Raw genomic sequence first — 26,120 nt, 5'->3', positions numbered from 1 at the left:
CCCACCTCTACGCCGCCACGCGGGTAAAGCCTTTTTCTGCGGGCCGAGAAGATCTACTCCTCGCCGACCAGCCGGTCGACCATCCGTTCGGGGTCGAACCGCTCGATGTCGTCGTATCCCTGCCCCACGCCGAGGAAGAGGATCGGCTTGCCCGTGACGTACGCGATCGAGATCGCGGCGCCGCCGTTGGAGTCGGCGTCGGCCTTCGTGAGGACCGCACCGTCGATCTCGGCGGCGTCGTTGAACGTCTTTGCGCGCTCGACGGCGTCCTGGCCGGCGACCGCTTCGTCGACGAACAGCGTCATATCGGGGTCGACGACGCGGTCGATCTTCTCCAGTTGGGCCATCAGGTCGTTGGAGGTGTGCAGCCGCCCCGCGGTGTCGCCGAGGACGACGTCGATGTCGTTTGCCTCGGCGTACTCGACGGCGTCGTACAGCACCGCCGCCGGGTCGCCGCCCTGCTCGTGACTGATGAGCTTCGTATCGAGGTTCGCCGCGTGCTCCCGGATCTGTTCGTTCGCGCCGGCGCGGTAGGTGTCGCCGTTCGCGAGCACGACCGACAGGCCGCGCTCCTCGAAGTACCGGGCGAGTTTGGCGATGCTCGTGGTCTTCCCGACGCCGTTGACGCCGGTGAAGACGATCGTGACCGGCTTCTCGGCGTCGGCGACGCGGGCGTCGAAGTCGAACTGCCCGACGCTGATCACGTCGTAGAGGGCGTCGTGCAGCGCCGACTGGACGAGTTCGCCCGTGGTCTCGACCTGGGCGCGCGTCTCGCCGATCATCTTCTCGCGGACGGTGTCGAGGATCTCTTCTGCGACCTGCATCTCGACATCGCTTTCGAGCAGCGCCATCTCCAGTTCCCACAGCGGGTCTTCGAGGTCCTCCTCCTCGATGATCACCTTCCCGGTGGCGAACGCCGCGGCGCGCTTGAGCCGACCGGGGCCCGATTCGTCGTCCTCCTCGGACGCTTCGAGCGCCTCCGCGGCCTCCTCGGCGGCGATTTCGGCACCGGGCTCGGCATCAGCTGAGGCAGGTTCGTCGCCCGTGGCGGCGGCTGCCGCGTCGGCGTCTTCGGATGGGGCCTGCCGATCCTGTCCATCCGCCGCGTCGGCGTCTTCGGATAGGGCCTGCCGGTCCTGCCCGTCCGCCGCGTCGGCGTCATCCTCGCCGCTCGGCGTCGCCGCGTCAGCTTCCTCTTCGCCCTTCGCTTCGGCCGTCTCCTCGACGTCCTCGCGGAAGCTGTCGAGTTTGTTTTTCAGTCCGTCGAACATAGTGTCTGCCGCTCTCGCGTCGATATCCGCGCTACACCGTGGCGGTCGGCACCGGCCACGTTACTCGTCGTCGCCCTGCTGCTGCATCTGCTGCATCTGCTGTTGCTGCATCTGCTGTTGCATCTGCTGGGCCTGCTGTTCGAGTTCGGAACTCTCGGATTCGAGTTCCTGAATCTCCGCTTGGACCTCTTCGATGCGGTCGTCGAGCGCGTCCTGCTTCGTGCGGAGCGCCTCGATCGCGGCGTCGGCCGGCTGCTCGGCGGCGAAGTCGGCGCCGAGGTCGACGATGACCTCGTCGATGTCCTGGATCTCCGCGCGGACGTACGCCCCGCCACCGAGCGGGACCTGAACCGTCGATCCGGTGTCGAGCGTCTCGATCGCCTCGACCGCCTCGTCGATCTCGGACTGTTCCGTTCGGTACCCTTCGACCTCGGCTTCCAGCGCCTCGATCTCTTGGTCGATCGCTTCCAGTTCCTGCGAGAGCTGCTGAAGTTGCTGCTGTCCGCCACCCATCATGCGGCGGTCACCTCTTCGGCCTCGGCGACGTCGTCGATCTCGATCTGGGTCCGCTTCAGACCGTGTTGACTCCCGATGTTCGCGTAGACGCGCTCGTGGGCGACCTTCTCGTTCGGTGCCTCGACGGTCGTCTGGAACTCGCTGAACCCGTCGCGGCTCTGGAACCGGCCGCTCACTGCGAATTTACTCATACACCGATGTACCCGAGCGAACGGGAAGTATCTTCCTACTCGGGGGCCCGACGCGTCCGGATGAGTCCCGGGGCGTCTACGGGCTTTGACGGCCGGCGGCGTCGCTCTCGTCCGGCGGTTTGGCGGCTGGCAATCTCCCGAATTGTGCGAAGCCAGGCGAAAGCGCGGCGGGAAAAAGCGGTAGTCCGGCGTTACAGATAACCGAGCGCGTCTTCGATCCGGGTCAGTTCCGGGCCGGTGGTGTCCTGCCCGGCGACGTACCCGGATTCGTTGACGACCAGCCCGGAGCCGACGAGCGGGGCGCCGTAGTTGACGGTCCCGATGTCGGCGCGGACGTCGAGGTGTGCTTCGAGGGCCTCCAGTTCGGGCTCGCGGGATTTCGGGTGACAGAGCACGCCGTCGTTGGTCGCGACCGCCGCCGTCCCGACGGTGCGGACGTCCGCGAGTTCGCCGCGTTCGATCGGGACGTCGAGTGCGGACTCGACGACGTCGACGGCGTCGTCGGAGAGGTCGGGGTGGACGTAGGCACCGTAGTCGTTCGCGAGGACGACGTTGCCGGCGGCGTTGATGCGACCGGGCAGTTCGGTCACGGGGACGTCGACTGCCGACGCGATCGCCTCCTTCTCCCGTTCGGTCGCCCGACTGGTGAGGAGGATCCCGTTCTCGTTGCCGGTCGCGAGCGCGCCGACGGTGCCGGACCCACCGACGGTGGTCGAGACCGCCGGGACGTCGAGTTCCTCGGTCATCGAATCGACGACGTCGGACTCCGCGTCGGACCGAACCAGGAGGACGTGATCCGTCGCACGGGCGAACACGCCGACGTACGGCGACCCGGCGAAGGAGGCGCGGAGCACGTTACTCTGCCGGCTCCGCTTCGACGATGGACTCCCCGTCCTCGTCGAATCGGGCGGCGCGAACGCGGAGTTTGCTCGGGGGCTGCTGCTGCCCGCGGCCCCACACCGTCTCGTTGAGCGAGGGGTCGAGCCGCACCGCGTCCTCGGGGACGGAGAAGTGTTTCGCGAGATGCGTTCGGATGATAGACATCGCCTTCCCGGCGCGCTCGTGGCCGGGGACCGCGGCGACGTCACGCAGCGGGACCGTGATGACGCGTTCCTCGAAGTCGCTTGCGCTCATCGTTACTCGTCCGTGTCACTCCGCCGCCAGTTGCGCCGCTTGGGGTTCCGCGTGACTTCCATATTCGTCTTCATCATCACCCAGGCGGGGACGCGCGTGTTCTGCTTTTCGAGTTTGGCGAGCCGCTTCTTTTTCGCCTTCGACTTCTTGCTCATAGTATTCGTCTCTATCCCGGGACCGCATAAAATCTTGTTCCTTCGGCCCGATACTGGTACGTTAGCGATAAATCGTCAGGAACGGTCAATAGGACCTCGGAAGCCCCCGCGCTCTCGACTCGGTGCGCTCGCTGCGCTCCTCGTCGCTCACTGCGTTCACTCCTGCGGTGCTTACGTCACGCGCCATCGTCGAGAGCGCGGCCCCTTCCAGTCCCACCCGAGAGCGGTTTTCCGGCCAGCAATCGCATAACTCACAATTTCGACCGGAGCGAACGGCGACGCCGATTTCATCGCCGCCGACACGTCGCCCCGACAACGGCTCACAGCTCGATAGTCGCCACGGTCTCGTACTCCGGCCCGTCGTTCCGAAGCGTGCTCTTCTTCAGCCGGATGGCGTCGACCGCGAACGAGCCGAGATCGGGGTCGGTCTCGCGGACGACCTCCTGAACGAGGTCCTTCCCGCGGGCGTCGTCCATCCGGGCGATGGTCACGTGTGGCGTGAACTCGTGATCGTCGGCCTCGAAGCCGAGCGCGGTCAGTTCGTCTTCGACCGCCTCGGCGAGCCGCGTCGTCTCCGCGGCACCCCGATCCTCCCGGACACCGGCCCAGAGAACGCTGATGTAGTCCAGCGACGGGAAGACCCCGAAGCCGCCCACGGCGAGTTCGAACGGGTCGACGGCGGCGGCCTCGACGGCGCGTTCCAGCGCCGATTCGATCTCGTCGACTCGTTCTGGGTCCGTGTCTCCGAGGAAGAAAAGCGTCAGATGCGCCTGTTCGGGGTCGACAAAGCGGAGTCCCGCGGCGTCTGCGAAGCGCTCCTGTGCGTCGGCGACGGCCTCGGCGAGCTGCTCGGGGAGGTCGATGCTCACGAAGAGTCGCATACGCCCGCGTACGCGTTCGACCCAATTTAATCTACGCCGGTCGAATCGGATCACACTCCTCACCTATCGGGTCCACAGCGACCGAGCGGCTCGAATCGAGCCCGTGACGTAGTGCTTAACCGTCCCGATACCCAACTTCGGTGTATGACAGACGGCGAGCGCGACGACCACGAGTTCTCCTCGGGGCAGGGGTTCGACGAGGACTACGAGGAGTTCACACTCGATCCGCCGGAGCTGAAGGTCGATCCGACGAAGGTCGACCCCGTTGACAGCCGGGTCGTCACCGACGAACTCGACCGCCGGAACGTCGACTCCGACTCGGTCGACGTCGAACAGCTCGTCGACGTCGGGCTCTCGTATATGCAGATCAACCGCTTCGAGGAGGCCACCGAGACCTTCGAGCGCGCGGCGCGCTTCGCCGACGAGGACTCGATCGCCGCCCAGGAGGCGTGGGTGAACAAGGGCGCCGCCCACGGCGAACTAGAGGAGTGGGACGAGGCGATCGGTTCTTACCGGGAGGCGCTCCGGATCGACGACGACTCCGAGCACGCCGCCTCCGCGGAGACAAATCTGGCGTACGCGCTGTGGAACGCCGGGGAGACGGAGGCCGCGCTGCACCACGCCGAACGCGCCGTCGAGATCGATCCGCGCTTCCCACAGGCGTGGTACAACCGCGGCTTCTTCCTCCGGGAGCGCGGCCTCAACGAGGAGGCGGTCAACGCCTTCGACAACGCGATTCGCCTGGGGATGCGCACCGCCGACGTCCTCGAAGAGAAGGCGATGGCGCTCGAAGAACTCGGCGAGGACGAACAGGCCGAACAGGTCCAACAGCAGGCCGACGAACTCCGCCAGGAGCGCGAACAGGAGATGCTGGAGCAGCAACAGGACCGGTGATGTTACTCCGCGAACGACAGACGCCGGAGGGACTGCTCGTCTCCGTCTGCGATTCCGAGTGTCTCGGCGAAACGTACACCGAAGGCGACGTCTCGCTCGAAGTGACGGAGGCGTTCTACGGCGGCGACGAGGCCGAAACGGCCGACGAGGCGGCGGTCGTCGACAGCCTCACCCGCGCCAGCGTCGCCAACATCGTCGGCGAACGTGCCGTCTCCGTCGCCGTCGACGCGGGCATCGTCGACGAGGACCGCGTGCTGTCCGTCGACGGGACGTTGCACGCGCAGTTGTTGTGGATGTGACCGGACGCGGCGTGTCAGTTCGCCGGGTCGAGTGACGGCACCTGGTTCGGACGGCGCACTCACTCCCGGGGCGGTCCTCTACTCGCTCTTCGACTTCCTCCTCGACCTGCGTTTCGGCCGCTCGGGAGACCGCGACTGGGCCTCGATACGGTCGTACGCGAAGACGAAAAATCGAGCAACCGCAATCGGTTCGCTACCCGAAGGCGACCGCGGTTAGCCCTCGATCGGGATGGTCTTGCCGTGGGTGGCGCCGCCCTCCTCCAGCGGGAGGGTCACCTCGAGGACGCCGTTGGTGTACGTCGCGTCGATCGCCTCGTCGTCGACGTCCTTCGGGAAGCGGAACCGTCGGTGGTAGGTACGTTTCCGACCGCGGTCCTCATCGACGTGTTCGGCGGCGATGTTCAACACACCGTTGTCCCACGCGAGATCGATCTCGTCGCGGTCGAATCCCGGCATCTCGACGCTGAGGACGAACTCGTCGTCCTCCTCGTACAGTTGGTAGTCTGTCCCGTCTTCGCCGAAGACGCGGGTGGGGAATCCGAGCCCCTGCATCCAGGAACTCGTTGTGTCGGTCGGGAGCGGCATTGCTATTCACCTCGATTCCATTTGACACTTGTTCGCGGTTCGTAATAAAAATTATTGAGATTTGGTAGTTTGTGAAAAACTACCGATTCTGACGCGGCTATTCGGGGGCGTAGCCCTCGACACCAGTGGCGCGGAGGTACTCCTCCAACAGCACTGGAAACTGGCCGCCGCGAACGTACCGAAGGCCGAATTCGTCGGCCCAGGAGATGATTCCGCGGTCCTCGGTGACGACGCCCGCGTCGAGTTCACGGGCGAGCACGAGCAGATCGAAGTCCTCCCGCGAGTCGAGCACGCCCTGTCTGAGCGCCCGCCGATATTTGTCTCGCATATCCGAGAGGATCTCGTCGGCTTCGGTCATGTACGCCTCGGTCCCGTCGCCGTCGGTCTCCCGAGCGAGTTCGTCGGGATCGAGCTGTTCGACCTCCCGGAGCGCGGTCTCGGAGACGCGCAGTCCACGGTCGACCCGGTCGCTCATCTCGTCGATGAAGTCGTAGACGATGTTCGCCGGAATCGTGACGCCGTACCGGTCCGGGCTCTTCCGGACGACCCAGGTGTCCAGCCGGGAGAACACCTCCTCGTCGACGTCGCGGTCGCGGAGCATCGTGGCGAGTTCGTCGTGGATCGAGGGCGGCATGTGACACGAGATGTTGAGTTCCAGCCGCGCGGTCGCCACGAGATCCAAGAGCCGGAGCACGGCCGCCGACAGCGACTCGCCGTCCTGACGGATCTCCTCGGTGATGAAAAGCGAGGTATCGAGCACGAACTGCTGACGCGGCAGGTCACCGTGCATACTCGCATTTCGGGACACGGTGTGTTGTAACTTTGTGCTGCCCCGACAGTTCCGTCGACAGACTGGATACGGTGCCCCACCGACCCCGCCGTTTTTCACCTGCTCCCACGGACCTTCACTATGAACGAACGCGCGTACTTCCGACGGCTGGACTCGACGGCGTCGAGTCCCGACGAGCTGTTCGAGCACTTCGAGCAGCGGACCGTCGACGGGAACACCCACTACGTGCTTCCCGACGCCCGGCACGGCGTCGAACGCGGGACCGTGCTCGTCGAAGACGCCGAGGCGATCGTCCGGGGCTATCCGAGCATTCCCCGCGTGCTCGCGCTGGATGCCGGCGTGACATCCTTCTTCGATGCCGACGAGACGGTCGTCGTCGAGGAGAAACTCGACGGGTTCAACGTCCGTATCGCGGACGTCGGGCGACCACTGGCGTTCACCCGAGGGGGATACGTCTGCCCGTACACCACCGCGCGAGTCAACGAACTGCTCGACTTACCGCCGTTCTTCGCGAACTACCCCGAGAAGATGATCTGCGCCGAGTTGATCGGCCCCGAGACGCCCTACACGACCCACGACTACGACGAGGTCGACTCCCACGCTATCCGGGTCTTCGACGTCCGCGACCGCGAGACCGGCACGCCGCTCCCGGTCGACGAGCGCCGCGACCTCTGCGACCGGTACGGTTTCGAGCAGCCACAACTCTTCGGCCGGTACGAACCGTCGACAGCGACGGACGGCGTCTGGAGCGCGATCGAGGACCTCGACGAGGACGGCCGGGAGGGCGTCGTGATGAAGACGCCCGATAGCGCCTCGATGGTCAAGTACACCACCGAAGCGAAACACCACGCCGAACTCGCAGACGCCTTCGCGCTCCCGTTCGATCTGGGCCGGGATTTCGTCTTCTCGCGGATCACCCGCGAGGCGTTTCAGGCCGCCGAGTTCGACGAGAGCGAGGAACGACTCAGGGAGCGCGCCCACGACCTCGGGGAGTCGATCCTGCTGCCGGCGGTCGAGACGATCCGGGACGCCGGGGACGGCGAAACCATCGGCGAGCACCACCGCGTCCGCGGGGAGAGCGAGGAGATCGATGCCCTCCTCGATCACCTTCGTGGGCAGTCGCTGACGATCGACGTCGAGGCTGACTACCGCGAGGACGGCCAGCGCGTCGTCGAGTTCCGCAAGGTCGCCGAATCGACGATGGACCGGATCCAGTTTTACCTCGATGGCGGCACGTACGACGAGTGAGCCGGACCAAGTCGTTTTGTATATCGGTATATTGTTTATCGGCAGCCAGTGAACGGGTTTTGGGCCGTGAAATCGGGGTTCGGGGCCAGCAGTTGGTCGTGAACCTGGATCCGTCCGAGTCGGGGATGTATCCGAAGAGGAGCAATACAGAATCAGACGGGAGCGGCTAGCGCTGAAAATCGATTGTTAGTGTATAAATCCTGTCACGAATGGGCTTCGGTGCAAGCAGGTGCCACTCGAACGCGGTATAGTCCGAGCGACATCTACTTTCGAAGACTCGTCTCGGCGGGAGCAGGGAGGATCGTGGGATCAGGTCTGCAAACTGAAGGAAGGAGCCGTGGCCTGCAAAGCGACTACCGCTGAGGATCGCTCGACCGCCAAATCCCGCTCAGAAGTCCCGTCACGACCTCTCAGTCCGACGAGAGAGGTATTGGACGATATCGGTCGGTTTCAGCAGGCAAAAGCGCTCTCCGGTCCGTCCCGGATTTTGCTTTCAGGACGTCTTAAGCGGAAACAGCCACTGTATAAATTCCATATCGCGATATAGAATCCGTTTTCTCGCCCGAGGGACTCCCAGTACCTCACGACAACTGTTCGCCAACGATGCGGTCCGCCTCGGCGACGAACGCCTCCCGCTCTCCGGTAGGAATCGTCGCGCCGGCCGCGACGTCGTGGCCGCCGCCGTCACCGCCGACCGCTCGGGCGGCCTCGCGCATCACCCGCGAGAGATCCAGTCCCTGCCGGACCAGCGCGTGGGACCCGCGGGCGCTGACTTTCACCTCCTCGTCGGACTTCTCGGCGAAGGCGACGATCGGCACGTCGCCGCGGACGCCGGAGGCACCGACGGCCATCCCGGCGACGATGCCGACGATGGTTTCGCGGATGCGCGTGCCGGCGTCGAACCACTGGATGTTGTCTTCGACGGTCGTTCCCTCGGTTTTGACCCACTCCAGTCCCTCCGAGAGGTTCCGCCGGTGGTTCCGGAGGAGCGTCCGCGCGCGTTCGAGCGCCTCGTCGCGGTCTCCCAGACAGACGGCCAGACCGACATCGGCGCGCTCGTACCGGGCCGTGGCGTTCAGAAGCGTCGAGAACTCGCTGACGTCTCTGAGTTCCGTGCCGGGCTTCTCGTCGGACAGCGTGTACGTCGTGCCGACGAGGCGCTCGATCCGATCGGCGGGCACACCGGAGGCGATTGCCCGCCGGAGCAGTCCGCTGACGACTGCCTGCCGCTCCGCCATCGTCAGATCGACCCAGCGGCGCCACTCGCCGCCCTCTTTCAGGTCTACGTCGAGCTCGGAGAGGAACTCGATCGCGCCGTTCTCGTCGTTGGTGATGCCCGGAATCCGGACGTCGGTCGCGTATTCGAGAAACTTCGGGAGCGGACGCGTCTGCCGCCCGTAGACGAGCAGATCCGTCGCCTCCTCGACGACGCCGGCGTCGACGCCCTCCGCGACGATGCCCTCGTTCGCGCCCGAGAGACCACCGTCGGTACCCTGCATATCGCCGACGGCACCGACGACCGCCAGTCCCGCGAGGTCGCGGTTGTCCCCGTCGGGGCCTTCCAGCGCGCGGGCGAGGGTGTAGCTCGCTCCCGCTCCCGAGAGTTCTGACGCGCCGTCGATGCCGAAGAGCAGCGGGTTGAGGTGGTGTGTGGGTTCCTCGACGTCCGCCGGGAGGTCGGCGGGCTGGTGGTGGTCGGCGATCACCGGCGTGAACGCCTCGCCGGCCGCATACGGCGCGATCACGTCCAGCTGGCCGCTCCCGAAGTCGGTGAAGAGCACCGTCTCGTAGTCGGTCGCGGCGATGCGCTTTACCTCCGTTTCGTCCAGCTGTTTCGCGAACACGGTCTCGAACGGGATTTCGGCCCGTTCGAGTGCCGCCGCCGCGATGGCAGCACTCGTCAGCCCGTCGGCGTCGATATGCGACGCGAGCAGGACGCGATCGGCCGCTCGCAGCCGGTCCGCGCAGCCGACGGCGCGCTCCCGGAGTTCGGGAACGGGCCCCTCGGCGTTCGTCGTGTCCGCGCTCATACCCGAGCGTGGGGCGTTATCGGATTTAAACCCACGCTCGATCCGCGGTGTCGACTCATAATAATTACTCTCGTCTCTTCCCGCCGAGCGCCGCTATCGGGAGTGGCGCTCGGCGGTAAAAAGTGAGAGTAATCATTATCAGATTCGCCGGACGACGACGAACAGGAGCACGGCACCGGCACCGGCGGAGACGGCGAGTAGCCCCCACGCCGCATCGTAGCCGCCGATCTCCACCAGGTAGCCGAACACCGGGGGCGTGACCACGCCGCCGAGGTTGATCGCGGTCTGGCCGCCGGCGGTGGCCGCGCCCACCTCGTCGCCGTCGACGAGCTCGGTGAGACACGAGTAGAACACGCCGGTCGAGCCGTGGATCGACACCCCCAGGCCGGCGAAGAGGACGAACGCGACCGCGAGCGATCCCGGCGCGACCGCGACCCCAGCAAACAGCGCCGCGCCGAGGCCGAGTTGGCCGAGCGCGACGAGTGCAGACCCGCGCGCGCCGCCGAGGCGGTCCGCGAGACCACCGGCCCCGATCCGGGCGGCGCTACCGGTGAGTTGCGTGAGTGCGAGCGCGATCCCGCCGGCCGCGGCGCTCGCGCCAACGGCGTCCTGCACGTAGAGAACGATGTAACCGAGCATCGTGAAGATCGACGCGCCGACGAAAAAGCCCGCGGCGACGAGGACGACATACGTGCGCTGCCCCAGCAGGCCGCGCACGTCGGGCACCGAGAGATCACCGGTGCCGGGGCGGCCGCGGTACCGGAGTGCGAAGACGGCAGCGTATCCCACGGCCAGGAGGGAGATGGCCCAGAAGCCGACCTGCCACGCGGCCACGGCCGCGACGCCCGTGACGACGAGCGAGGCCGCCGCGCTCCCGGTGGTGACGCCGACCTGCTTGAGCCCCATCGCGAGGCTCGTGCGACCGGCCGGGGCGGCGGCGACGATACCGCGGTTCGAGGCGGGCATCGCCGTCGAATACGCCGCGCCGAGGAGCGCCGAAGCCGCGAGCACCGTCGCGTACGTGGGCGCAAAGGAGACCGCAACCGCGGCGACGGCAAGTCCCACCAGGCCGGCGAGCATCACGGGCCGCTCGCCGTAGCCGTCGACGGCGGCCCCGCTGGGGAAGAGCGCGACCGTGTAGCCCACGAGCGCGGCCGTGAGGAAGACACCGACGAGGGACTCCGAGAGCGCGAAGGTCTCGCGGACGAACCCCGTCGCGGCGAAGATGCTGTAATAACAGAGGCTCGCCGCCGTCTGCCAGCCCGCGACGAGGCCGACCGGCCGCCAGTCGTCCAACACGTTCGTCGGGTCGGGTGGATCTCGACTTCATCCTGTCGAGTCGTCGCCGACGGACGGCGCCGACCCACCGGCGCCCGGAACCGGTCAGTCGCGGTACGTCGGCGCCGACGCCTCGACGACGGCTGTCGCGAGTTGCTCGAAGGTGGCGTCCTCCGGGACGACATCGACGCGGATGCCGTAGCTCTCGGCGGTCTCGCGCGTCGGCTCACCGATCGTCCCGACGACGGCGCGGTTCAGTCCGGCGATTGCCTCATCGCGAACGCCGCGCTCCGCGGCGGCGTCGAGGAAATTCTCGACGGTGAGCGAGGAAGTGAAACAGACGGCGTCGAGTTCGCCGCCGGCCGCCATCACCGTCGATTGGCCCGATCCCTCCGGGCTGACGAGCCGGTACAGTACGGTCTCGTGGACGTCCGCGCCCGCCTCCCGCAGTCCATCGAGGAGGACGTCACTGCCGTGGTCGCTCCGGGCGACTTCGACTCGCAGCCCCGCGACGCCGTCGGCAAGGACGTCGGCCGCGGCTGCCGATCTCGTCTCCGAACCGCCGCCTTCGAGGGCCGCGACGAGTCCCGACGAGGAGTACTCCGCGGGAACGAGATCGACCGTCCAGCCGGCGTCGTGGGCCGCCGCCGCGGTCCGGGGGCCGATACAGGCGAGCGCGGCGGCGCCTGGGCCCCAGCCCGCGTCGTCGAGGAGTTCGACGCCGGTCTTGCTCGTGAGGACGACGACGTCCGGGTTGGTTTCGTCGTCAGTGTCGCTTCCGCCGTCGCCCGGCACGTTCCCCGTCGGTTCGACGGCGAGCATCGGATCGGGGACGGGGATCGCGCCGAGCGACTCCAGCAGTTCGACGGCGTCGACCATCCGCTCGTCGTCGGGTCGGAAGACCGCCACGCGGACCTCGCGAGTCACGCGTCGGTCACCTCACTTCCGGCGCCGGTCCGGTTCCGGAGGAACTCGACGACGCGCTCCCGCGTCGCCGCCACCTCGCCGATCACGGTGATCGCGGGCGGTTCGATACCCGCCTCGTCGCGGACGTCGACGATGTCGGCGAGCGTCCCACCCGCGACGCGCATCTCCGGCCAGGTCGCGCGTTCGACGAGCGCGACCGGCGTGTCGGGAGCCATCCCGGCGTCGCGGAGTGCTGCGGTGTAGTCCGGGAGTTTGCCGACGCCCATGAGGACGACGATGGTCCCGCCGGTCGCCGCGAGCGCCGCCCAGTCCACCGCGGATTCGTCTTTCGTGGGGTCCTCGTGGCCCGTCACAAAGGAGACCGACGACGCGTGATCGCGGTGCGTGATCGGGATACCCGCGGTTCCAGGGCCGGCGACCGCCGAGGTGATCCCCGGGACGACCTCGAAGGGAATCCCTTCGCTCGCGAGGTGTTCCATCTCCTCGCCGCCGCGGCCGAAGACGAACGGGTCGCCGCCCTTCAGCCGGACGACCGACTTGCCCTCGCGGGCGAGTTCGACCAGCCGGCGGTTCGTGTACTCCTGGGGCGTCCACTCCCCGCCCGCGCGCTTGCCGACGTCCTCGCGTTTGGCTTCCGGGATCGACTCGATGATCTCCGGGCCCGGGAGTTTGTCGTGGAGCACGACGTCGGCGTCGTCGATGAGCCGCCGCGCCTTCACCGTCAGCAGTTCCGGGTCGCCGGGGCCGCTGCCGACGAGATAGACCGTGCCGACTCCGTCGGGAGCGTCGTCGTCCACGTCCGAAGCTCCGTCGACGCCGACGTTCCCGTCCGAATCTCCGCCGTCTGTCGTCTCGGCGTCCTCGCGCATCGTCACTCCTCCGCGTCTTTGCGGGCCGCGGCTATCAGGTCGTCGGCGCCGCGCTCGGCCAGCGATTCGGCGAATTCCGCGGCTGCATCAGCGTGGTTCGCGACCGGCAGGTCACGGCTCCCGGACACCTCCTCCTCGCCGTCTCCCGAGAGGACGCGAACGGTCACGTGGACGTGCTCGCCCTGCAGTTTCGCGTGGACGCCGATCGGAGCGATACAGCCGCCGCCGAGCGTCGCAAGCACCGTGCGCTCGACGGTCGTCTCCACGCGTGTCCGCGGGTGATCGATCGTCGATCGGACCTGCTCGGTCGCCTCGCTGCCGTCGCGGGTCGTGACCGCGATGGCACCCTGCCCAGGCGCGGAGACGAACCTCGCCGGATCGAGGCGGGCGTACTCGACGTGGTGCAGGAGACCCGAGCGGCGGAGTCCCGCCTCTGCGAGGACGATCGCGTCGTACTCGGTGTCGAGGTCGCGTTCGAGCGCGCGCCGCTGGATCTCCGCGAGGCCGTCGAACCACTCCTCGATCGACTGCTCGAAGGTCTCGGCGTCGTCATCCTCCGCGGCGTCATCTGCACCCCCCTCGTCGTCCGACTCTTCGCCGGCGTTCGCCTTCTCGTCGCGATCGGCCTCGACGCGTCGCTCGTGTTCGGCCTGCAGGTCCGGCGCGAGGAGCTTTTCGACCCGCGTGTCGACGTTCCCGCGGAGGGGGACGACCTCCAGATCGGGCCGGGCCGCGAGGAGTTGGGCCTTCCGGCGGAGCGACGACGTTCCGACGACCGATCCTTTCGGGAGGTTCTGCAGGGATGTCCCGTCGGAGGTGAGCAGCAAATCCGCCGCGGATTCACGTTCCGGAACGCCCGCGACGACGAGGTCCTCGGGGCCTTCGGTCGGCATATCCTTCATCGAGTGGACCGCGGCGTCGGCGTCGCCGTCGAGCACCTTCTCGTCGAGCGCGCGCACGAAGGCGCCGGTCTTCCCGAGTCGGTGGATGAGTTCGTCTCTGATCCGGTCGCCGCGCGTCTCGACTTCGAGGATGTCGACCTCGAAACGGCGATCCGCGAGCGCGTCGCGGACGCTCGTCGCCTGCCGGAGCGCCAGATCCGAGCCCCGCGTCGCCAGCCTGAGTGTCCCGCGAGTAGTCATTACCGAGTCCTCGGCGGCCACGGGTGAAAAGGCCACTACTTCCGCCGCGGGAGTGGTGGCAGGGTGGGTTACGGTCGCCGGGTAGGGAACACGAGTCCCGGCGCGTCAGGGCGTCCCGACCGCGACGTGACGCCTGTAGAGGTAGTAGAGTGCCTGGAGCACGCTCAGCAGGAACGCGCTCAGGACGACCGTCGCGAGCGCAGCGAGACCCCACACCAGCGGGTCAGGCGTCCACTCCGCATCCGACTCGGCGATCGCACGGGCGTCGATGTACGTCGCGACCGGGAACAGCACCGTCAGGACGAGGCCGACGAGGCCCAACAGGGGGATGACGATGAACGCGCCGAAGACGGTGGCGAGGCCGCCGGTCAGGAACAGATCGAAGATGAACGCGCCGACGAAGAGGACCGCGAGCACCCCGCCGAGGACGACGTACAGCGGGATCGCCGCGATCCAGTACCACCACCGCGAGTCGACGGTCGCGTGGGGAAGTAGGTCGCCGACCGGATCGTCGACCTCCCGAGTCGACGCCCCGGCGCTCGGTCCCGTCTCGCGACCGTTAGCCGTGGAACCCTCGCGGGCGGCGGTGTCGTCGTCGCGGCTCGATGTCGGAGTGTCCCGGGCGGAAATGCCGGCGTCGTGCCGCCGCGCCGACTCGTCGCGGCCGGGATCCCGATCGTCGCGACCGGATGGCGAACCGCCGTTCGGCTCTGCGTCGTCTGCTGGAGGGCTCGTCATACCCCGGGTTACGCCGTGACCGTACAAAAAGCCGCGCGTCGGGGGGTCGCCCGCGGGCTACAGCGTCGGCGGTCGACTGCGAGTTACAGCGTCTCCTTGTACGCTTCGAGGGTCTCCTCTACGTCCTCCTCGGTGTGGGCGTAGGAGACGAACTGCGACTCGAACTGGTTCGCGGTGAGGAAGATCCCGCGCTCTTTCATCTCCTGCCAGAAGATCCGCTCCCAGCGGTCGGTCTCGGCGTCGGCGACGTCCGCGCCCGTCTTCGGACAGGTGTCGTATTTCGAACACGACTCCCGCTGTCGGCAGCCAGCCGCACAGACGTCGCTGTGCTCGGCGTCGCCGACGGCCCCGCCCCGCGTAAAGACCGTCTTGAACATCGAGTCGGTGCCGACGACCGTGTAGCCGGGTGCCTGATCTTCGAGGATGTCCGAGATCCCCTCCCGGAGGCGTTCGGCGAGACGGTTGACGTGCTCGTAGACGTCGTTCTCGGCGGCGTATGACAGGTACTCGTAGCCGGCCGCCATCGTCACGGGATGCCCGGAGAAGGTGCCGGACTGGAAGACGTCGCCCGAGGGGGTGAACTGCTCGATGATCGCAGCGCGGCCGCCGATCGCGCCGACGGGGAACCCGCCGCCGACGATCTTGCCGAACGTCGTCACGTCGGGCGTGACGCCGAACTTCCCCTGGGCGCACTGGAGGCCGCCGACGCGGAAGCCCGTGATGACCTCGTCGAAGATCAGGAGCGCGCCGTGATCCGCGGTCAGTTCCCGAAGCCGTTCGAGGTAGCCGTCGACGGGGTGGACGATGCCGGTATTGCCGAGGATCGGCTCCGTCAGGACGGCGGCGATCTCGTCGCCGTGTTCCGCGAAGACCGCCTCGATCGCCTCGCTGTCGTTGAAGGGGACCGGTATCGTGTGTTCGGCAAACGAGGAGGGGATCCCCGGCGAACTCGGTTCGGCGCCGTCGGGACCGCCCTCGACGAGCGTCGACTCCTGAGCGCCGTGGTAGCCGCCCTGCATCACGACAATCTTGTCGCGGCCGGTGTATCCGCGGGCGAGTCGAACCGCCGAGACGGTCGCTTCAGTCCCGGAGTTGACAAAGCGGGTCATCTCCACGGACGGGACGTGGCGGGCGACGAACTCCGCGAGTTCGACCTCGATCTCCGTCGGCGCGCCGTACATCGGCCCCTCGGAGGCGTACGACTGGATCGCCGCACGGACCGGCTCCGGCGGATCGTGGCCGTACAGGAGCGGGCCGTAGCCCATCACGTAGTCGAGATAGCGGTTGCCGTCCGCGTCGACGACGTGGGCGCCGTCGCCGCGCTCGATGAAGAAGGGATACGGGCGGGTCGCCCGGACCGAGGAGTTGACGCCGCCGGGGATCACCGACAGCGCCCGGTCGTACAGCGCTCGCGACTCGTCGTGTCTCATACGCGCCGGTTCGGCCGGCGGGTGCAAAGTCCTTGTCGCTTCGTCCGACGGTGCCCCTCCTCGCGGCCGCGATACCCGGCAGTCACTCCTCCCGGAGCCACTGCACCGCGGCCGAGGGTTCGCGTTCGTCGGCCAGGCCGTCCGCGTCCCCGGCCTCGTCGTCCGTGCCCGGCGCAAACCGATCGGCAAGAAGCAGTCCGACAGCGTCGTTCAGGGCGTGGATCGCGATCAGCACCGGAAGCGATCGAAAGGTGAGATACAAAAGCGTCATCACGAGCGCAGGCTGGGCGATCCGGAGGACGGCCTCGCGGTCCCAGATCTCGCCGGCGTGGCCGAGGGTGAACGCGACGAACGCGACGCCGCCGGCGAACGGGAGACTGCCGGTGAGTGCGACGAGGCGCTCGATGCCGTAGCCGTGGAAGGCGGTCTCCTCGGTCGCGCCCGCGGTGAAGGCGACAAACAGCCGCTCAGAGGTCGAGAGTGACGCGAACGCACCGAGGCCCGCCGCGAGACTCTCGCCGCCGTCGCCGACGCGACGCCACAGTGGCGCCGAGACGAGATTCACTCCGAGCGTGATCCCGAGTCCGATCGCCACCTGCGCGAGAAACCGCGGCGGCGAATCGAAGTGCCATCCGATCGACGCGAGGGAGTTCCCCTCGGCGGCGACGACGACCACGAGTACGGCCGGGACAACCCACTTCCAGACGTGTTCTCGGAGGTCCGAGGCGGGGTGTGGGCGACCCTGACGCCGGGGGCGCGTCCGAATTCGGTCGATGGACGCCGAAGCGGCGGCTCTGAGGCGATCGAGCGCCGTGAATCCCCCGAGCGCGACCACGAGCCCGAGGGCGGTGACCGGCGTCAGTTCCACACTCCCAGTGCCGGGAGCGCCGGTCTTTGCTCTTTCTCTCTGTGGAGTGGTGAGAGCCGGGGATCACTCCGACCGGACGAACGTCACCGGGCAGGGGGCGTTCAAAAGCACTTCCTGGGCGGTCGAGCCGAAGAGCGCCTTCCCCGTCGGCGAGCGTTTTCGGCCGCCGACCACAACGAGGTCGGCGCCGAGTTCCTCGGCCGCCTCGACGAGCTTTTCGCCCTCCTCGTTTTTCTTGCTGACGCGTCCGTGCCACGTGGAGTCGACGCCGGCGTCGTCGATCGCGCTGCCGAGTTTCCGGATCGACAGGTGGCGCTTTACGACCTCGTCGGGAGTGACTTCGCTGTCGGGATCGAAGTCAAGTTGCTCTCGAACCCGATCGTACTCCTCGCGCTCGAACACGTGTACCAGTCTGACTGTCGCGTCCGCCGGTGCCGCGAGATCGATCGCCGTCGAGGTGACCGCCTCCAGGCGGTCCTCGTCGTCGGTTCCGACCGCAACTAACACAGTATCAATGGCCATATCCGCCCGTTCTCGCCGACAGTATTTAAAATCAATACAAACTTACTCGGGTTCGAGTTCTCCGTAGTACGAACGGGCCGCCGGCCTACCCGGTGCAGCGGAGGCCCTGTGGAGTAACGATGCGACGATCGACTGGAACGTCGTCAGGGTTCGACGCTACACCGCGTCGGGACCGGTCTTGCCGGTACGGATCTGGCGAGCGGATTCGACCGGAAGGACGAACACCTTGCCGTCGCCCTTCTCGCCTGTGTGTGCCGCGTCGGCGATCGCGTCGACCACGTCCTCGGCGGGTGTGTCGGCGACGATGCATTCGATCTTCACCTTCTGGTGGAGATCGACCGTGTACTCCTCGCCGCGCCACTGGCCGGTTTTCGCGGGCTGTGAGCCGCGCCCGGAGACGTTCGTCACCGTCAGCGACGGCGCGCCCGCCTCCGCGAGTCCCTGTTTCACGTCCGAGAGTTTGTCCGGACGGATGTACGCCATCACCAGTTTGATCTCGTGGTTCGCTGGAGTATCGCTCATAAGTTCGTCTCCCGGGTATTCGGGGTGTCAGTTTCGGTCTCAGTGCTCGCAGTATCGCGGGCCGAGCGGTCAGTATCGCGGGCCGAGCGCCCAGAGTCGTCCGTGGGCGCGTACGCGCCGCCGTCCGAGCGAATGAAGCCGCCGTCGACGCGGGCGCCGGACTCGTCCGGACTGCCGAACTCGGGATACGTGTCGACGCCGTGTTCCGACGTGTCGAGCCCCTCGATCTCGTGTTCGCGGGAGACGCGTGCCTGGCCCGCAGCGCGGAACGCGCCGAAGACGAGCGCGGTCGCGGCGAACGTCCAAAGCGAGATGACCACGACGCCCACGACCTGAGGAATCGCGAGGGAGACGAACGACGCGTTGCCGCTCCAGACGGCCGTCGCGACGAAGGGGTACGCGAGCGCGCCGAGGATCCCCGCCGAGCCGTGGACCGGGAAGACCGCACACACGTCGTCGATGTGGAGGCGCTTCTCGACGAACTCGAAGACGACCGGGAGCTGAGCGCCGGCAAGCAGGCCGACCGCGATGGCCCCGGGCCAGACGATTGCGTCGGCGATCGAGGTGATCCCGACGAGGCCGGCAAGCACGCCGTTGGCGACGTAGAGCGTGTCGACCTTGCCCGTCTTCGACAGCGCGACGGCAGCGGCGCCGATCGCACCCGCGGCCATCCCGAGCGTCGTCACGAGCGCGACCCGCCCGACCGTCTCGAAGGAGCCGAGAACGACTTCCCCCGACTCCGCCAGCGCGAGCGGCGACGCCGACGTCCCGACGTTGAAACCGTACCAGCCGAACGCCAGGATGAGCGTGCCGAGGACGGCGAACGTCATCGAGTGGCCGGGGATGACGTTCGCGGAGCCGTCCTCGTTGAAGCGGTTCACGCGCGGGCCGATGATCCACGCCGCGGTCAGGCCGGCGATCCCGCCCATCGCGTGGACGATGACGCCACCAGCGAAGTCATAGAAGCCCAGGGCGTCGAGGAAGCCGCCGCCCCACGTAAAGCCGACGACGACGGGGTAGATGACCGCCGCCAGGAGGATCGTGTAGCCCACGTACGCGCGGAGCTTCGCGCGGCCGGCGACGGCGCCGGAGACGATCGTCGCGGCCGTCATCGCGAACACCGCGCCGAACAGCCAGGAGACCCACGCGGTGGCCGATCCTGCCTCGGGCGCGTAGAGACTCATAAACGCGACGACGACGGAATAGGACCCGCCGCCGGTCATCCCGCCGACGATCGTCGAGATGGCTGCGCCGACGAGGAAGAAGACGATCACGCCGACGCTCCAGGTCAGCAGGTTCTTCGTCAACTGGTTTGCGACGTTCTTCGAGCGGACCTGCCCCGCCTCGAGCATCGCGAACCCGGCGTGCATAAAGAAGATCAGGAACGTCACCGTCAGCACCCAGATCATATTGACGCCCTCGACGACGGCGCCGAGATCCGACTGCAGTAGAGTGTTCAGCATACGATACCCCCCGGCGCTGGTGCAAAAGTGTGGCTTGGACAGTCGTACATTGTTTGTGCTGTTTCAGGCAGATTCGTTATTCGAATCCCGGATTATCATACCGATCCAAGCGAGTATAACCATTACTGTTTATATTTTAAAATAATACGTGCTCTGATAGACGAGCGTCAAAACTACTATCGAATAAAAGGAGTATAAGGACGTTATTTCGGCAGCGATGAAACAAATGTTGCCGAAGTTCCGTACGAATGTGAACGGGACGAACGCGAAAAGCCGAAGCGGCGAGTGTCCGACCTGCGAGCGAGTCGGCGGTCCCTACACCGCGTCGGGACCGGTCTTGCCGGTACGGATCTGCCGGGCGGACTCGACCGGGAGGACGAACACCTTGCCGTCGCCCGGTTCGCCGGTCTGTGCGCCGTCCTGAATCGCGTCGACGACGTCCTGGGCCGGGATATCGGCGACGACACACTCGATCTTCACCTTCTGGTGGAGATCGACCGTGTACTCCTCCCCGCGCCACTGGCCGGTTTTCGCGGGCTGTGAGCCGCGCCCGGAGACGTTCGTCACCGTCAGCGACGGCGCGCCCGCCTCCACGAGCGATTGCTTGACGTCCGAGAGTTTGTCCGGACGGATGAACGCCATCACGAGCTTCATCGACCGATCTTCGGAGTCACTCATCGTCGATCACCTCCGTGTCGTCAGCGGGGACTCCGCCGTCGGTGCGGACGTTGCCGCCGTCGGTACGCACACTGCCGCCGTCGGCGGCGACACCGCCCTCACGACGGTTGTCTGGAACGAACTCGGGATACACCGAGACGCCGTGTTCGCCCTCGTCGAGCCCCTCGGTCTCCTCTTCTTCGGTCACGCGGAGGCCGACGACAGCGCCGATCGCGTACAGCGCGATTGCCGACGCGACGATCGTCCACAGCGCGATGACCACGACGCCGATGACCTGCAGCGCGAACTGGTTGACCGCGAAGCCGCCGACCGCGAAGATCGGGATCAGCGCCGTGCCGACCGCCCCCGCGACGCCGTGGACGGCGAAGACGCCACAGACGTCGTCGACCTTCAGCGTGTCGACGGTGAAGCGGAACGCCGGCAGCACCAGGAAGCCGCCGAGGCCGCCGAGCAGCGCACCGCCCCACCAGGTGACGTGCGGCACCGCACCGGTCACGGCCACGAGCCCCGCGAGGAGGCCGTTCGCCGTCCAGAGCGGATCGGGCTTGCCCTGGTAGCGCGCGGAGGTGAGCATCGCCATCGCGCCGCCGGCGCTCATCCCGAGCGTGGTCACGAGCGCGACCCGACCGAGCGCCGCACCCATGAACGTGAGGCTCCCGTCCTCGACAGCGAGGACCGTCGCCTGCGTGCCGACGTTGAAGCCGTACCACCCGAACGCCAGGATGAACGTCCCGAGGACGGCGAGCAGCATCGAGTGCCCCGGGATGGGCTGACTGTTGCCGTTCTCGTCGTAGCGACCCTTGCGGGCGCCGACCAGTTTCGCTGCAACGAGGCCGGCGATCCCGCCGCACATATGGACGACCGTCGCCCCGGCGAAGTCGAGGTAGCCCGCGCCGAGCGCGCTCCCGATGAAGCCGTTCGCCGAGAGCAGGCCGCCGCCCCACGTGAACCCGACGACGACGGGGTAGATGATCGCCGTCATCAGGACCGTAAAGAGCACGTACGCGTCGAAGTTCATCCGCTCGGCGACGGCGCCGGAGACGATCGTCGCGGCCGTCATCGCGAACACCGCGCCGAACAGCCAGCCGATCCAGGCCGTCGGATCACTGATGTGTGCGAAGGCCCCGGAGATGCCGCCGCCGGAGGTCAGCCCGCCGACGACACCGACGACGCCTGCGCCGACGATGAAGTAGATGATCGTCCCGAGGAACCAGTCGCTCATGTTCTTCATCAGCACGTTCCCGACGTTCTTCGCGCGGACCTGCCCCGACTCCAGGAGGGCAAAGCCCGGCTGCATGAAGAAGATCAGGAACGAGACCATCAGGACCCAGACGTTGTTGATCCCGTTTGCGATGACCGTCGGATCGACCTGAAGCGGCGTTACCATTGTCCCGCCCCCATTGCCAAACAATCGTCCAGCGATGCCCCAAATTTGGTGTGATTCGTGGTGTAACTCACGTTGATTCCTCAAGTAGAGGTAGTATATAAAGCTTGGAGTTGAAAATATACAAAATATCTATGGTTGGGTAGACGTTCGTATAATTTAGGCAATAATATAATGTGTATAAGGTTCGACTTCGTTGGCTTTGCGCCAGTTTTCTGGCCCTCTTCTGGACAAACGTTCAGGCAAATGCTGCCATATGCCCCGAGATATCGGGTGCGCGGCGGACAAAGTAAGTAAATCTAAATAAGTAGCTCGCAACTTTTGCGCGCCCGCGACTCAGCGCGCAGGACGGACTACGAGTTTCTCTCCCGGCCAGAACCGCACGCCGAGTTCCGCACCCGAGCAGACCGGCCTGCCGCCGTCTCCACGCGATCAGAGTTGGGGAGCGAGGTCCTCGGCGAAGTAGGTGATGATGAGATCCGCCCCGGCGCGTTTCATCGCGAGCAGCGACTCGTGGGCGGCGGCGTCGAGGTCGAGCCATCCTTTTTCCGCGGCGGCGTGGAGCATCGCGTACTCGCCGGAGACGTTGTACGCCGCGACGGGGTGGTCGAACTCCGAGCGCACCGTACTGACGACGTCGAGGTACGCGAGCGCGGGTTTGACCATCAGTACGTCGGCACCCTGTTCGACGTCGAGGGCGACTTCCCGGAGCGCCTCCCGATCGTTTCCGGGGTCCATCTGGTAGTGGCGGCGGTCGCCGAACGCCGGCGCGCCGTCGGCGGCGTCGCGGAACGGCCCGTAGAAGGCGCTCTCGTACTTCGCCGCGTAGGACATAATGGGGACGTCCTCGAAGCCCGCGCCGTCGAGTCCCTCGCGAATCGCGCCGACCATCCCGTCGGTCATCGAACTCGGCGCGACCATATCGGCGCCCGCCTCCGCGTGGGAGACGGCGGTCTTCGCGAGCAGATCCAGCGTCTCGTCGTTCCGGACGGTCAGCGTGGGGTCAGATTCCGCGTTCGGTTCGAGAACGCCGCAGTGGCCGTGATCGGTGTACTCACAGAGACAGACGTCCGTGATCACGTAGGCGTCGGTCTCCTCGGTGATACGCCGGACTGCCTCCTGGACGACGCCGTCCGGCGCCCACGCGCGGGATCCGCGTTCGTCCTTCGATTCGGGGATGCCGAACACCATCACGGCCTCGACGCCCGTCTGGCGCACCTCCGCGACGCGCTCGGCCGCTTCATCGAGCGGGACGCGCACCTGCCCGGGCATCGAACCGATGGGGACGCGTTCGTCCGTGGTCGCGTCGACGAACACCGGCGCAACGAGATCCTGCGCGCGCAGCGCCGTTTCGCTGACGAGCGGTCTGATCCCGTCGCGTCGGAGTCGCCGCGGGCGGTGGGTGAGATCCATACCAGCCGTTCGCGGCGGGTGGAAAAAATCGCATCGGAGTCGACGGCACCCGGAGCGAAAGGGGTTTGTGCGATTCGGCGGTAGTTTGGGGCAATGCAGCCGCACGCGGTCGCCCTCCAACTCGACGCGATGCCCCCGCGTTTGCTCGCGCTCTTAGAGTCCGAGTGGGCCTTCCTCGCGCTCTTCGGCGTCTTCGTCCTCGAAGGAGCGATGCTGATGTACTTTATGCCGAGCGAACTCATCGTCCCCGGCTCCTTGCTTCTGCTCGGCACCGACGCGCTGTTGCCGGTGCTCGGGGTGGCGGTTCTCGGCGCGACGGTCGGGCAGTACGCGCTGTTCAAGATGGCCAAGCGCGGCGGTCGCCAGTACCTCCTCTCGCGGTCGTGGTTCCGCATCGACGAGTCGAAACTCGACCGCTTCGACGGCTGGTTCGAGCGGTGGGGACCGATCGTCGTCCCGGTCAGCAACGCGCTGCTTTTCACCCGCGGGATGTTGACCGTGCCCGCGGGATTCGCCGATATGGACGACCGGCAGTTCCTCGTGCTGTCGGCGGCCGGCACGCTCGTCTTCGAGGTCGCACTCGCCGCGCTCTACCTCTATGCGGGAACGCTGTTGTAGGGGCGTCGTCACCATCGAGAACGCTGCGGTAAGGTGTCGTCGCCGTCGGGAGCGCTGCGGTAAGGTATCGTCGCCGTCGAGAGCGCTGCGGTAAGGTATCGTCGCCGTCGAGAGCGCTGCGGTAAGGTATCGTCGCCGTCGAGAGCGCTGCGGTAAGGTATCGTCGCCGTCGGGAGCGCTGCTGTAGAACGTCGTCGCCGGAACGTCGCGTCACGACAGCCAGTGGCCCGTCCGGAGGGTTTTTCGAGACAGGTCGCCTGTATCGAGGTGTGAGCGACTTCGACGAGGAAGCGGAGCGGAAGCGACTGCGCGAGAAGTACGAAAAGGACGAAGAGCAGCGCAAGGAGACCCAGCAGATGAGCGAACTGCTGTTGAAGGGCGCGACGATGACAAACAGCCACTGCGGGGAGTGCGGATCGCCCATCTTCCGCTACGAGGGACAGGAGTTCTGTCCGACCTGCCAGCGCACTGCGGGAGCGGCGGGCGCCGACGGGGCCGGGACTGAAGCGGCCGCGGCGGCAAACGGGGCGGACGAGACCGGAGAGACACCGTCGACACCTGCGGGCGGGGCGAGCACTCCGGCAGCGGGCGCCGGATCAGAGCCGGACGAACCGGAACCCGGGTCGTCCAGCGGCGCCACCGAGCCGACGCCCTCGACCGATCGACAGCCCGCTCCGGGGCCGACGACGACCGACCGAACGGCGGCGGAAACGGGGCGCGGGAACGAGCCCACAGCCGACACCAGCCGCACGCCGAACAGCGCGACCGCACGAGAGTCCCTCCTGCGGGCGCTGACGCGGCACGCGCGGTTGGCCGAAGAGACCGACGAGCCGCGACGGGCGGCCGATCATCTCGCCGCGGCGCGGGAAGCCGCCGAGGCGCTCGACGCCCTCGGCGGGTCCTAGCCCCGCCGACGGAACTTGCCGTACTCGATCGGTCGTCGTCCCGCCGTAACTCCGCCGTCGACGCCCCCGGGCCCGGTAACACCGGTGTTGCCTGGAATATATACCCCTGGCGTCCGCTATGCGAGATGATGGCACGCGAAATTACTCACGAGGAGCAGGGACCGACCACGATCGACCCCGACGACCACGACGGCGACATCTACGTCTGTCAGTGTGGCCTCTCCGACAACAAGCCGTTCTGCGACGGCTCACACAACGCCACCGCAGACGAGGAAGACGGTGTCACGTACAAATACGAGAACGACGACAGCGACGGCCCACGTCACGCTATCGCGTCGATCGAGTACGAAGACGAGTAGCGGCGGACGGACTGCGGGGGCTCACCGGGACTGTTGACGTTTTCACCCCTCATCGCGGCACCGTGTTCGTGATGGGCGGGAAGGGACGATGACAGTCCGTTTTACGCGGCGAACATCCCGGCCAGCTGCAGCCGAACGTAACCGAGGTACGGGATCCGGAGGCGAGCGGTGCCGCGGATCCACTCGGTGCGGACGGGGGCCGCGATCCCGCTGGCCTGATCGTACCGGGCGTTGGCGTCGCCTTTCGTGATGAACCCATCCGTGGGCGCGGGACAGTTCGAGAGCGCCTCGCAATCGTCTGCGCTCAGATACTGTGGGTTCGCCCGGTCGTACCAGTTTTCGCCCTCCTCGACGTAGAAGTGTGCCCGATGGATGATCGGCGAACCAGCGCGGTCGGGCGGATCGTAGATCACCACCGAGCCGTTGCCGCCGAAACTCCGGTATCCCCGGTCGGTACCGACCTCGACCGTGACGATTCCGGTGTCGTTGACGGCGTAGTCGGGAGAAAAGCGGTGCGGTTCAGTCACGAAGACGAGGTCACCGCGGTGCATCTCCGGCTCCATACTCCCGCTTTCGACGGCGACCATCGGGGGCCAGACGCCGCTGATCGCAAACAGCAGGAGTCCGACAGCGAGGACGGCCATCGCGCTGTAGAGCGTCTCGCGGATGTACAGAAGCGGTCCGCTCCGGGCCGTTCGGAACCGCGTTATGAAGCCCACCTCGGGGTCCCTCGCCCGAGTCCCGGGTTCGGGGCGCGGGCGGGTCGAGCGCCGCCGTGACTGGGCGACGCCGGGTGGTACGTCGGACTGGTCGTCGTGATCCGGGGTGTCGCCTGCGCCGCGGTCCGGAGCGTCTGCAGGAGTGTCGGAGTCCTTCCGATCGTCGTCGGACGATCCGTCGCCGGGTGACTCCTCGGTCGACGCGTCGTCACGACGATGGGGCGTGTCCCTCCCGCCCGCTTCGTCCGTCATCTACCCGACGTTCGCCGTCGGCGTGTTTCAGCGTGTCGG

At 66.9% G+C, this 26,120-nt stretch carries 30 protein-coding genes; 6 read left to right on the top strand and 24 right to left on the bottom strand.

The window, feature by feature from the left end:
- Positions 1-53 precede the first annotated feature (53 nt).
- The 7 genes from ftsY to thpR form a co-directional block, all read right to left on the bottom strand.
- The gene (ftsY, locus tag RJT48_RS00645) at positions 54-1,271 is read right to left on the bottom strand and encodes a signal recognition particle-docking protein FtsY (protein WP_311170298.1); all 1,218 of its coding nucleotides are present in this window, start codon (positions 1,269-1,271) and stop codon (positions 54-56) included.
- Positions 1,272-1,331: 60 nt separating this feature from the next.
- Positions 1,332-1,784 carry a prefoldin subunit alpha gene (gene pfdA / locus RJT48_RS00640; protein WP_311170297.1) on the bottom strand — a complete coding sequence of 151 codons (453 nt, stop codon included), beginning with the start codon at positions 1,782-1,784 and terminating at the stop codon, positions 1,332-1,334.
- Positions 1,784-1,978 (bottom strand): 50S ribosomal protein L18Ae, encoded by a 195-nt coding sequence (gene rpl18a, locus RJT48_RS00635; RefSeq protein ID WP_311170296.1) that lies wholly within the window; start codon positions 1,976-1,978, stop codon positions 1,784-1,786. The genes pfdA and rpl18a overlap by 1 nt, the downstream gene beginning before the upstream one ends.
- A 191-nt stretch (positions 1,979-2,169) precedes the next feature.
- Positions 2,170-2,832, bottom strand: coding sequence for a translation initiation factor IF-6 (locus RJT48_RS00630; protein WP_311170295.1), 663 nt, complete (start codon positions 2,830-2,832; stop codon positions 2,170-2,172).
- A gap of 1 nt (position 2,833) precedes the next feature.
- Entirely contained in the window at positions 2,834-3,112 is a 279-nt protein-coding gene (locus RJT48_RS00625) for a 50S ribosomal protein L31e (protein ID WP_311170294.1), read from the bottom strand.
- A gap of 2 nt (positions 3,113-3,114) precedes the next feature.
- Positions 3,115-3,267: a 50S ribosomal protein L39e gene (locus RJT48_RS00620; RefSeq protein WP_311170293.1), complete on the bottom strand. Its 153-nt coding sequence runs from the start codon at positions 3,265-3,267 to the stop codon at positions 3,115-3,117.
- A 320-nt stretch (positions 3,268-3,587) separates the two neighbouring features.
- The gene (gene thpR / locus RJT48_RS00615) at positions 3,588-4,148 is read right to left on the bottom strand and encodes an RNA 2',3'-cyclic phosphodiesterase (protein ID WP_311170292.1); all 561 of its coding nucleotides are present in this window, start codon (positions 4,146-4,148) and stop codon (positions 3,588-3,590) included.
- 144 nt (positions 4,149-4,292) lie between these two features.
- Here thpR and RJT48_RS00610 point away from each other — a divergent pair, with 144 nt between their 5' ends.
- Together RJT48_RS00610 and RJT48_RS00605 are read left to right on the top strand one after the other, a co-directional pair.
- Entirely contained in the window at positions 4,293-5,042 is a 750-nt protein-coding gene (locus tag RJT48_RS00610) for a tetratricopeptide repeat protein (protein WP_311170291.1), read from the top strand.
- A complete protein-coding gene (locus RJT48_RS00605) occupies positions 5,042-5,341 on the top strand; it encodes a DUF424 domain-containing protein (RefSeq protein ID WP_311170290.1) in 300 nt (99 codons plus the stop codon). The genes RJT48_RS00610 and RJT48_RS00605 overlap by 1 nt, the downstream gene beginning before the upstream one ends.
- Positions 5,342-5,554: 213 nt before the next feature.
- On the opposite strand, the gene RJT48_RS00600 is transcribed toward RJT48_RS00605, so the two are convergent.
- Both RJT48_RS00600 and RJT48_RS00595 read right to left on the bottom strand, forming a co-directional pair.
- Positions 5,555-5,926 carry an Hsp20/alpha crystallin family protein gene (locus RJT48_RS00600; RefSeq protein ID WP_311170289.1) on the bottom strand — a complete coding sequence of 124 codons (372 nt, stop codon included), beginning with the start codon at positions 5,924-5,926 and terminating at the stop codon, positions 5,555-5,557.
- 97 nt (positions 5,927-6,023) lie between these two features.
- A complete protein-coding gene (locus RJT48_RS00595) occupies positions 6,024-6,716 on the bottom strand; it encodes an RNA ligase partner protein (protein WP_311170288.1) in 693 nt (230 codons plus the stop codon).
- A 120-nt stretch (positions 6,717-6,836) separates the two neighbouring features.
- Between RJT48_RS00595 and RJT48_RS00590 the strand changes: the two genes are divergently transcribed.
- Entirely contained in the window at positions 6,837-7,964 is a 1,128-nt protein-coding gene (locus tag RJT48_RS00590; RefSeq protein ID WP_311170287.1) for an RNA ligase, read from the top strand.
- Between the two features lie 581 nt (positions 7,965-8,545).
- Here RJT48_RS00590 and recJ read toward each other — a convergent pair.
- The 14 genes from recJ to hemB form a co-directional block, all read right to left on the bottom strand.
- Positions 8,546-9,994 (bottom strand): RecJ family nuclease, encoded by a 1,449-nt coding sequence (recJ, locus tag RJT48_RS00585; protein ID WP_311170286.1) that lies wholly within the window; start codon positions 9,992-9,994, stop codon positions 8,546-8,548.
- A gap of 138 nt (positions 9,995-10,132) precedes the next feature.
- Complete coding sequence (locus RJT48_RS00580) at positions 10,133-11,293, bottom strand: MFS transporter (protein WP_311170285.1); 1,161 nt, start codon at positions 11,291-11,293, stop codon at positions 10,133-10,135.
- An 84-nt stretch (positions 11,294-11,377) separates the two neighbouring features.
- The gene (locus RJT48_RS00575; protein ID WP_311170284.1) at positions 11,378-12,199 is read right to left on the bottom strand and encodes a uroporphyrinogen-III synthase; all 822 of its coding nucleotides are present in this window, start codon (positions 12,197-12,199) and stop codon (positions 11,378-11,380) included.
- Positions 12,196-13,068 carry a uroporphyrinogen-III C-methyltransferase gene (gene cobA / locus RJT48_RS00570; RefSeq protein WP_311170283.1) on the bottom strand — a complete coding sequence of 291 codons (873 nt, stop codon included), beginning with the start codon at positions 13,066-13,068 and terminating at the stop codon, positions 12,196-12,198. Before cobA ends, RJT48_RS00575 begins: the two co-directional genes overlap by 4 nt.
- A gap of 2 nt (positions 13,069-13,070) precedes the next feature.
- Positions 13,071-14,210: a hydroxymethylbilane synthase gene (gene hemC, locus RJT48_RS00565; protein WP_311170282.1), complete on the bottom strand. Its 1,140-nt coding sequence runs from the start codon at positions 14,208-14,210 to the stop codon at positions 13,071-13,073.
- Between the two features lie 105 nt (positions 14,211-14,315).
- Positions 14,316-14,948: a hypothetical protein gene (locus RJT48_RS00560; protein WP_311170281.1), complete on the bottom strand. Its 633-nt coding sequence runs from the start codon at positions 14,946-14,948 to the stop codon at positions 14,316-14,318.
- Between the two features lie 83 nt (positions 14,949-15,031).
- Positions 15,032-16,378, bottom strand: a complete 1,347-nt coding sequence (hemL, locus tag RJT48_RS00555) for a glutamate-1-semialdehyde 2,1-aminomutase (RefSeq protein ID WP_311170280.1) — start codon at positions 16,376-16,378, stop codon at positions 15,032-15,034.
- Between the two features lie 82 nt (positions 16,379-16,460).
- Complete coding sequence (locus tag RJT48_RS00550) at positions 16,461-17,246, bottom strand: CPBP family intramembrane glutamic endopeptidase (RefSeq protein WP_311170279.1); 786 nt, start codon at positions 17,244-17,246, stop codon at positions 16,461-16,463.
- 63 nt (positions 17,247-17,309) lie between these two features.
- The gene (locus RJT48_RS00545) at positions 17,310-17,768 is read right to left on the bottom strand and encodes a universal stress protein (RefSeq protein WP_311170278.1); all 459 of its coding nucleotides are present in this window, start codon (positions 17,766-17,768) and stop codon (positions 17,310-17,312) included.
- 156 nt (positions 17,769-17,924) lie between these two features.
- A complete protein-coding gene (glnK1, locus tag RJT48_RS00540) occupies positions 17,925-18,290 on the bottom strand; it encodes a nitrogen regulatory protein GlnK1 (protein WP_311170277.1) in 366 nt (121 codons plus the stop codon).
- On the bottom strand, positions 18,287-19,750 hold the full coding sequence (locus tag RJT48_RS00535) for an ammonium transporter (RefSeq protein ID WP_311170830.1): 1,464 nt from the start codon (positions 19,748-19,750) through the stop codon (positions 18,287-18,289). Before RJT48_RS00535 ends, glnK1 (RJT48_RS00540) begins: the two co-directional genes overlap by 4 nt.
- A gap of 318 nt (positions 19,751-20,068) precedes the next feature.
- Complete coding sequence (gene glnK1, locus RJT48_RS00530; RefSeq protein ID WP_311170276.1) at positions 20,069-20,431, bottom strand: nitrogen regulatory protein GlnK1; 363 nt, start codon at positions 20,429-20,431, stop codon at positions 20,069-20,071.
- On the bottom strand, positions 20,424-21,818 hold the full coding sequence (locus RJT48_RS00525) for an ammonium transporter (RefSeq protein WP_311170275.1): 1,395 nt from the start codon (positions 21,816-21,818) through the stop codon (positions 20,424-20,426). The genes glnK1 (RJT48_RS00530) and RJT48_RS00525 overlap by 8 nt, the downstream gene beginning before the upstream one ends.
- 429 nt (positions 21,819-22,247) lie before the next feature.
- Positions 22,248-23,228 (bottom strand): porphobilinogen synthase, encoded by a 981-nt coding sequence (gene hemB / locus RJT48_RS00520; RefSeq protein ID WP_311170274.1) that lies wholly within the window; start codon positions 23,226-23,228, stop codon positions 22,248-22,250.
- A gap of 93 nt (positions 23,229-23,321) precedes the next feature.
- On the opposite strand from hemB, the gene RJT48_RS00515 reads away from it, so the two are divergent.
- The 3 genes from RJT48_RS00515 to RJT48_RS00505 all read left to right on the top strand — a co-directional run bounded on the left by RJT48_RS00515 (position 23,322) and on the right by RJT48_RS00505 (position 25,110).
- The gene (locus RJT48_RS00515; RefSeq protein WP_311170273.1) at positions 23,322-23,846 is read left to right on the top strand and encodes a DedA family protein; all 525 of its coding nucleotides are present in this window, start codon (positions 23,322-23,324) and stop codon (positions 23,844-23,846) included.
- Positions 23,847-24,115: 269 nt separating this feature from the next.
- Positions 24,116-24,751: an Sjogren's syndrome/scleroderma autoantigen 1 family protein gene (locus RJT48_RS00510; protein ID WP_311170272.1), complete on the top strand. Its 636-nt coding sequence runs from the start codon at positions 24,116-24,118 to the stop codon at positions 24,749-24,751.
- 128 nt (positions 24,752-24,879) lie between these two features.
- A complete protein-coding gene (locus RJT48_RS00505) occupies positions 24,880-25,110 on the top strand; it encodes a CDGSH iron-sulfur domain-containing protein (RefSeq protein WP_311170271.1) in 231 nt (76 codons plus the stop codon).
- 101 nt (positions 25,111-25,211) lie between these two features.
- On the opposite strand, the gene RJT48_RS00500 is transcribed toward RJT48_RS00505, so the two are convergent.
- Positions 25,212-26,081, bottom strand: coding sequence for a S24/S26 family peptidase (locus RJT48_RS00500; protein WP_311170270.1), 870 nt, complete (start codon positions 26,079-26,081; stop codon positions 25,212-25,214).
- Positions 26,082-26,120 lie beyond the last annotated feature (39 nt).

This window comes from Halobellus ordinarius, from assembly GCF_031823395.1.
Taxonomy (GTDB): Archaea; Halobacteriota; Halobacteria; order Halobacteriales; family Haloferacaceae; genus Haloquadratum; species Haloquadratum ordinarius.
Note: the sequence above shows the minus strand (reverse complement) of the source record. Positions and strands in the feature narration are given on the sequence as shown.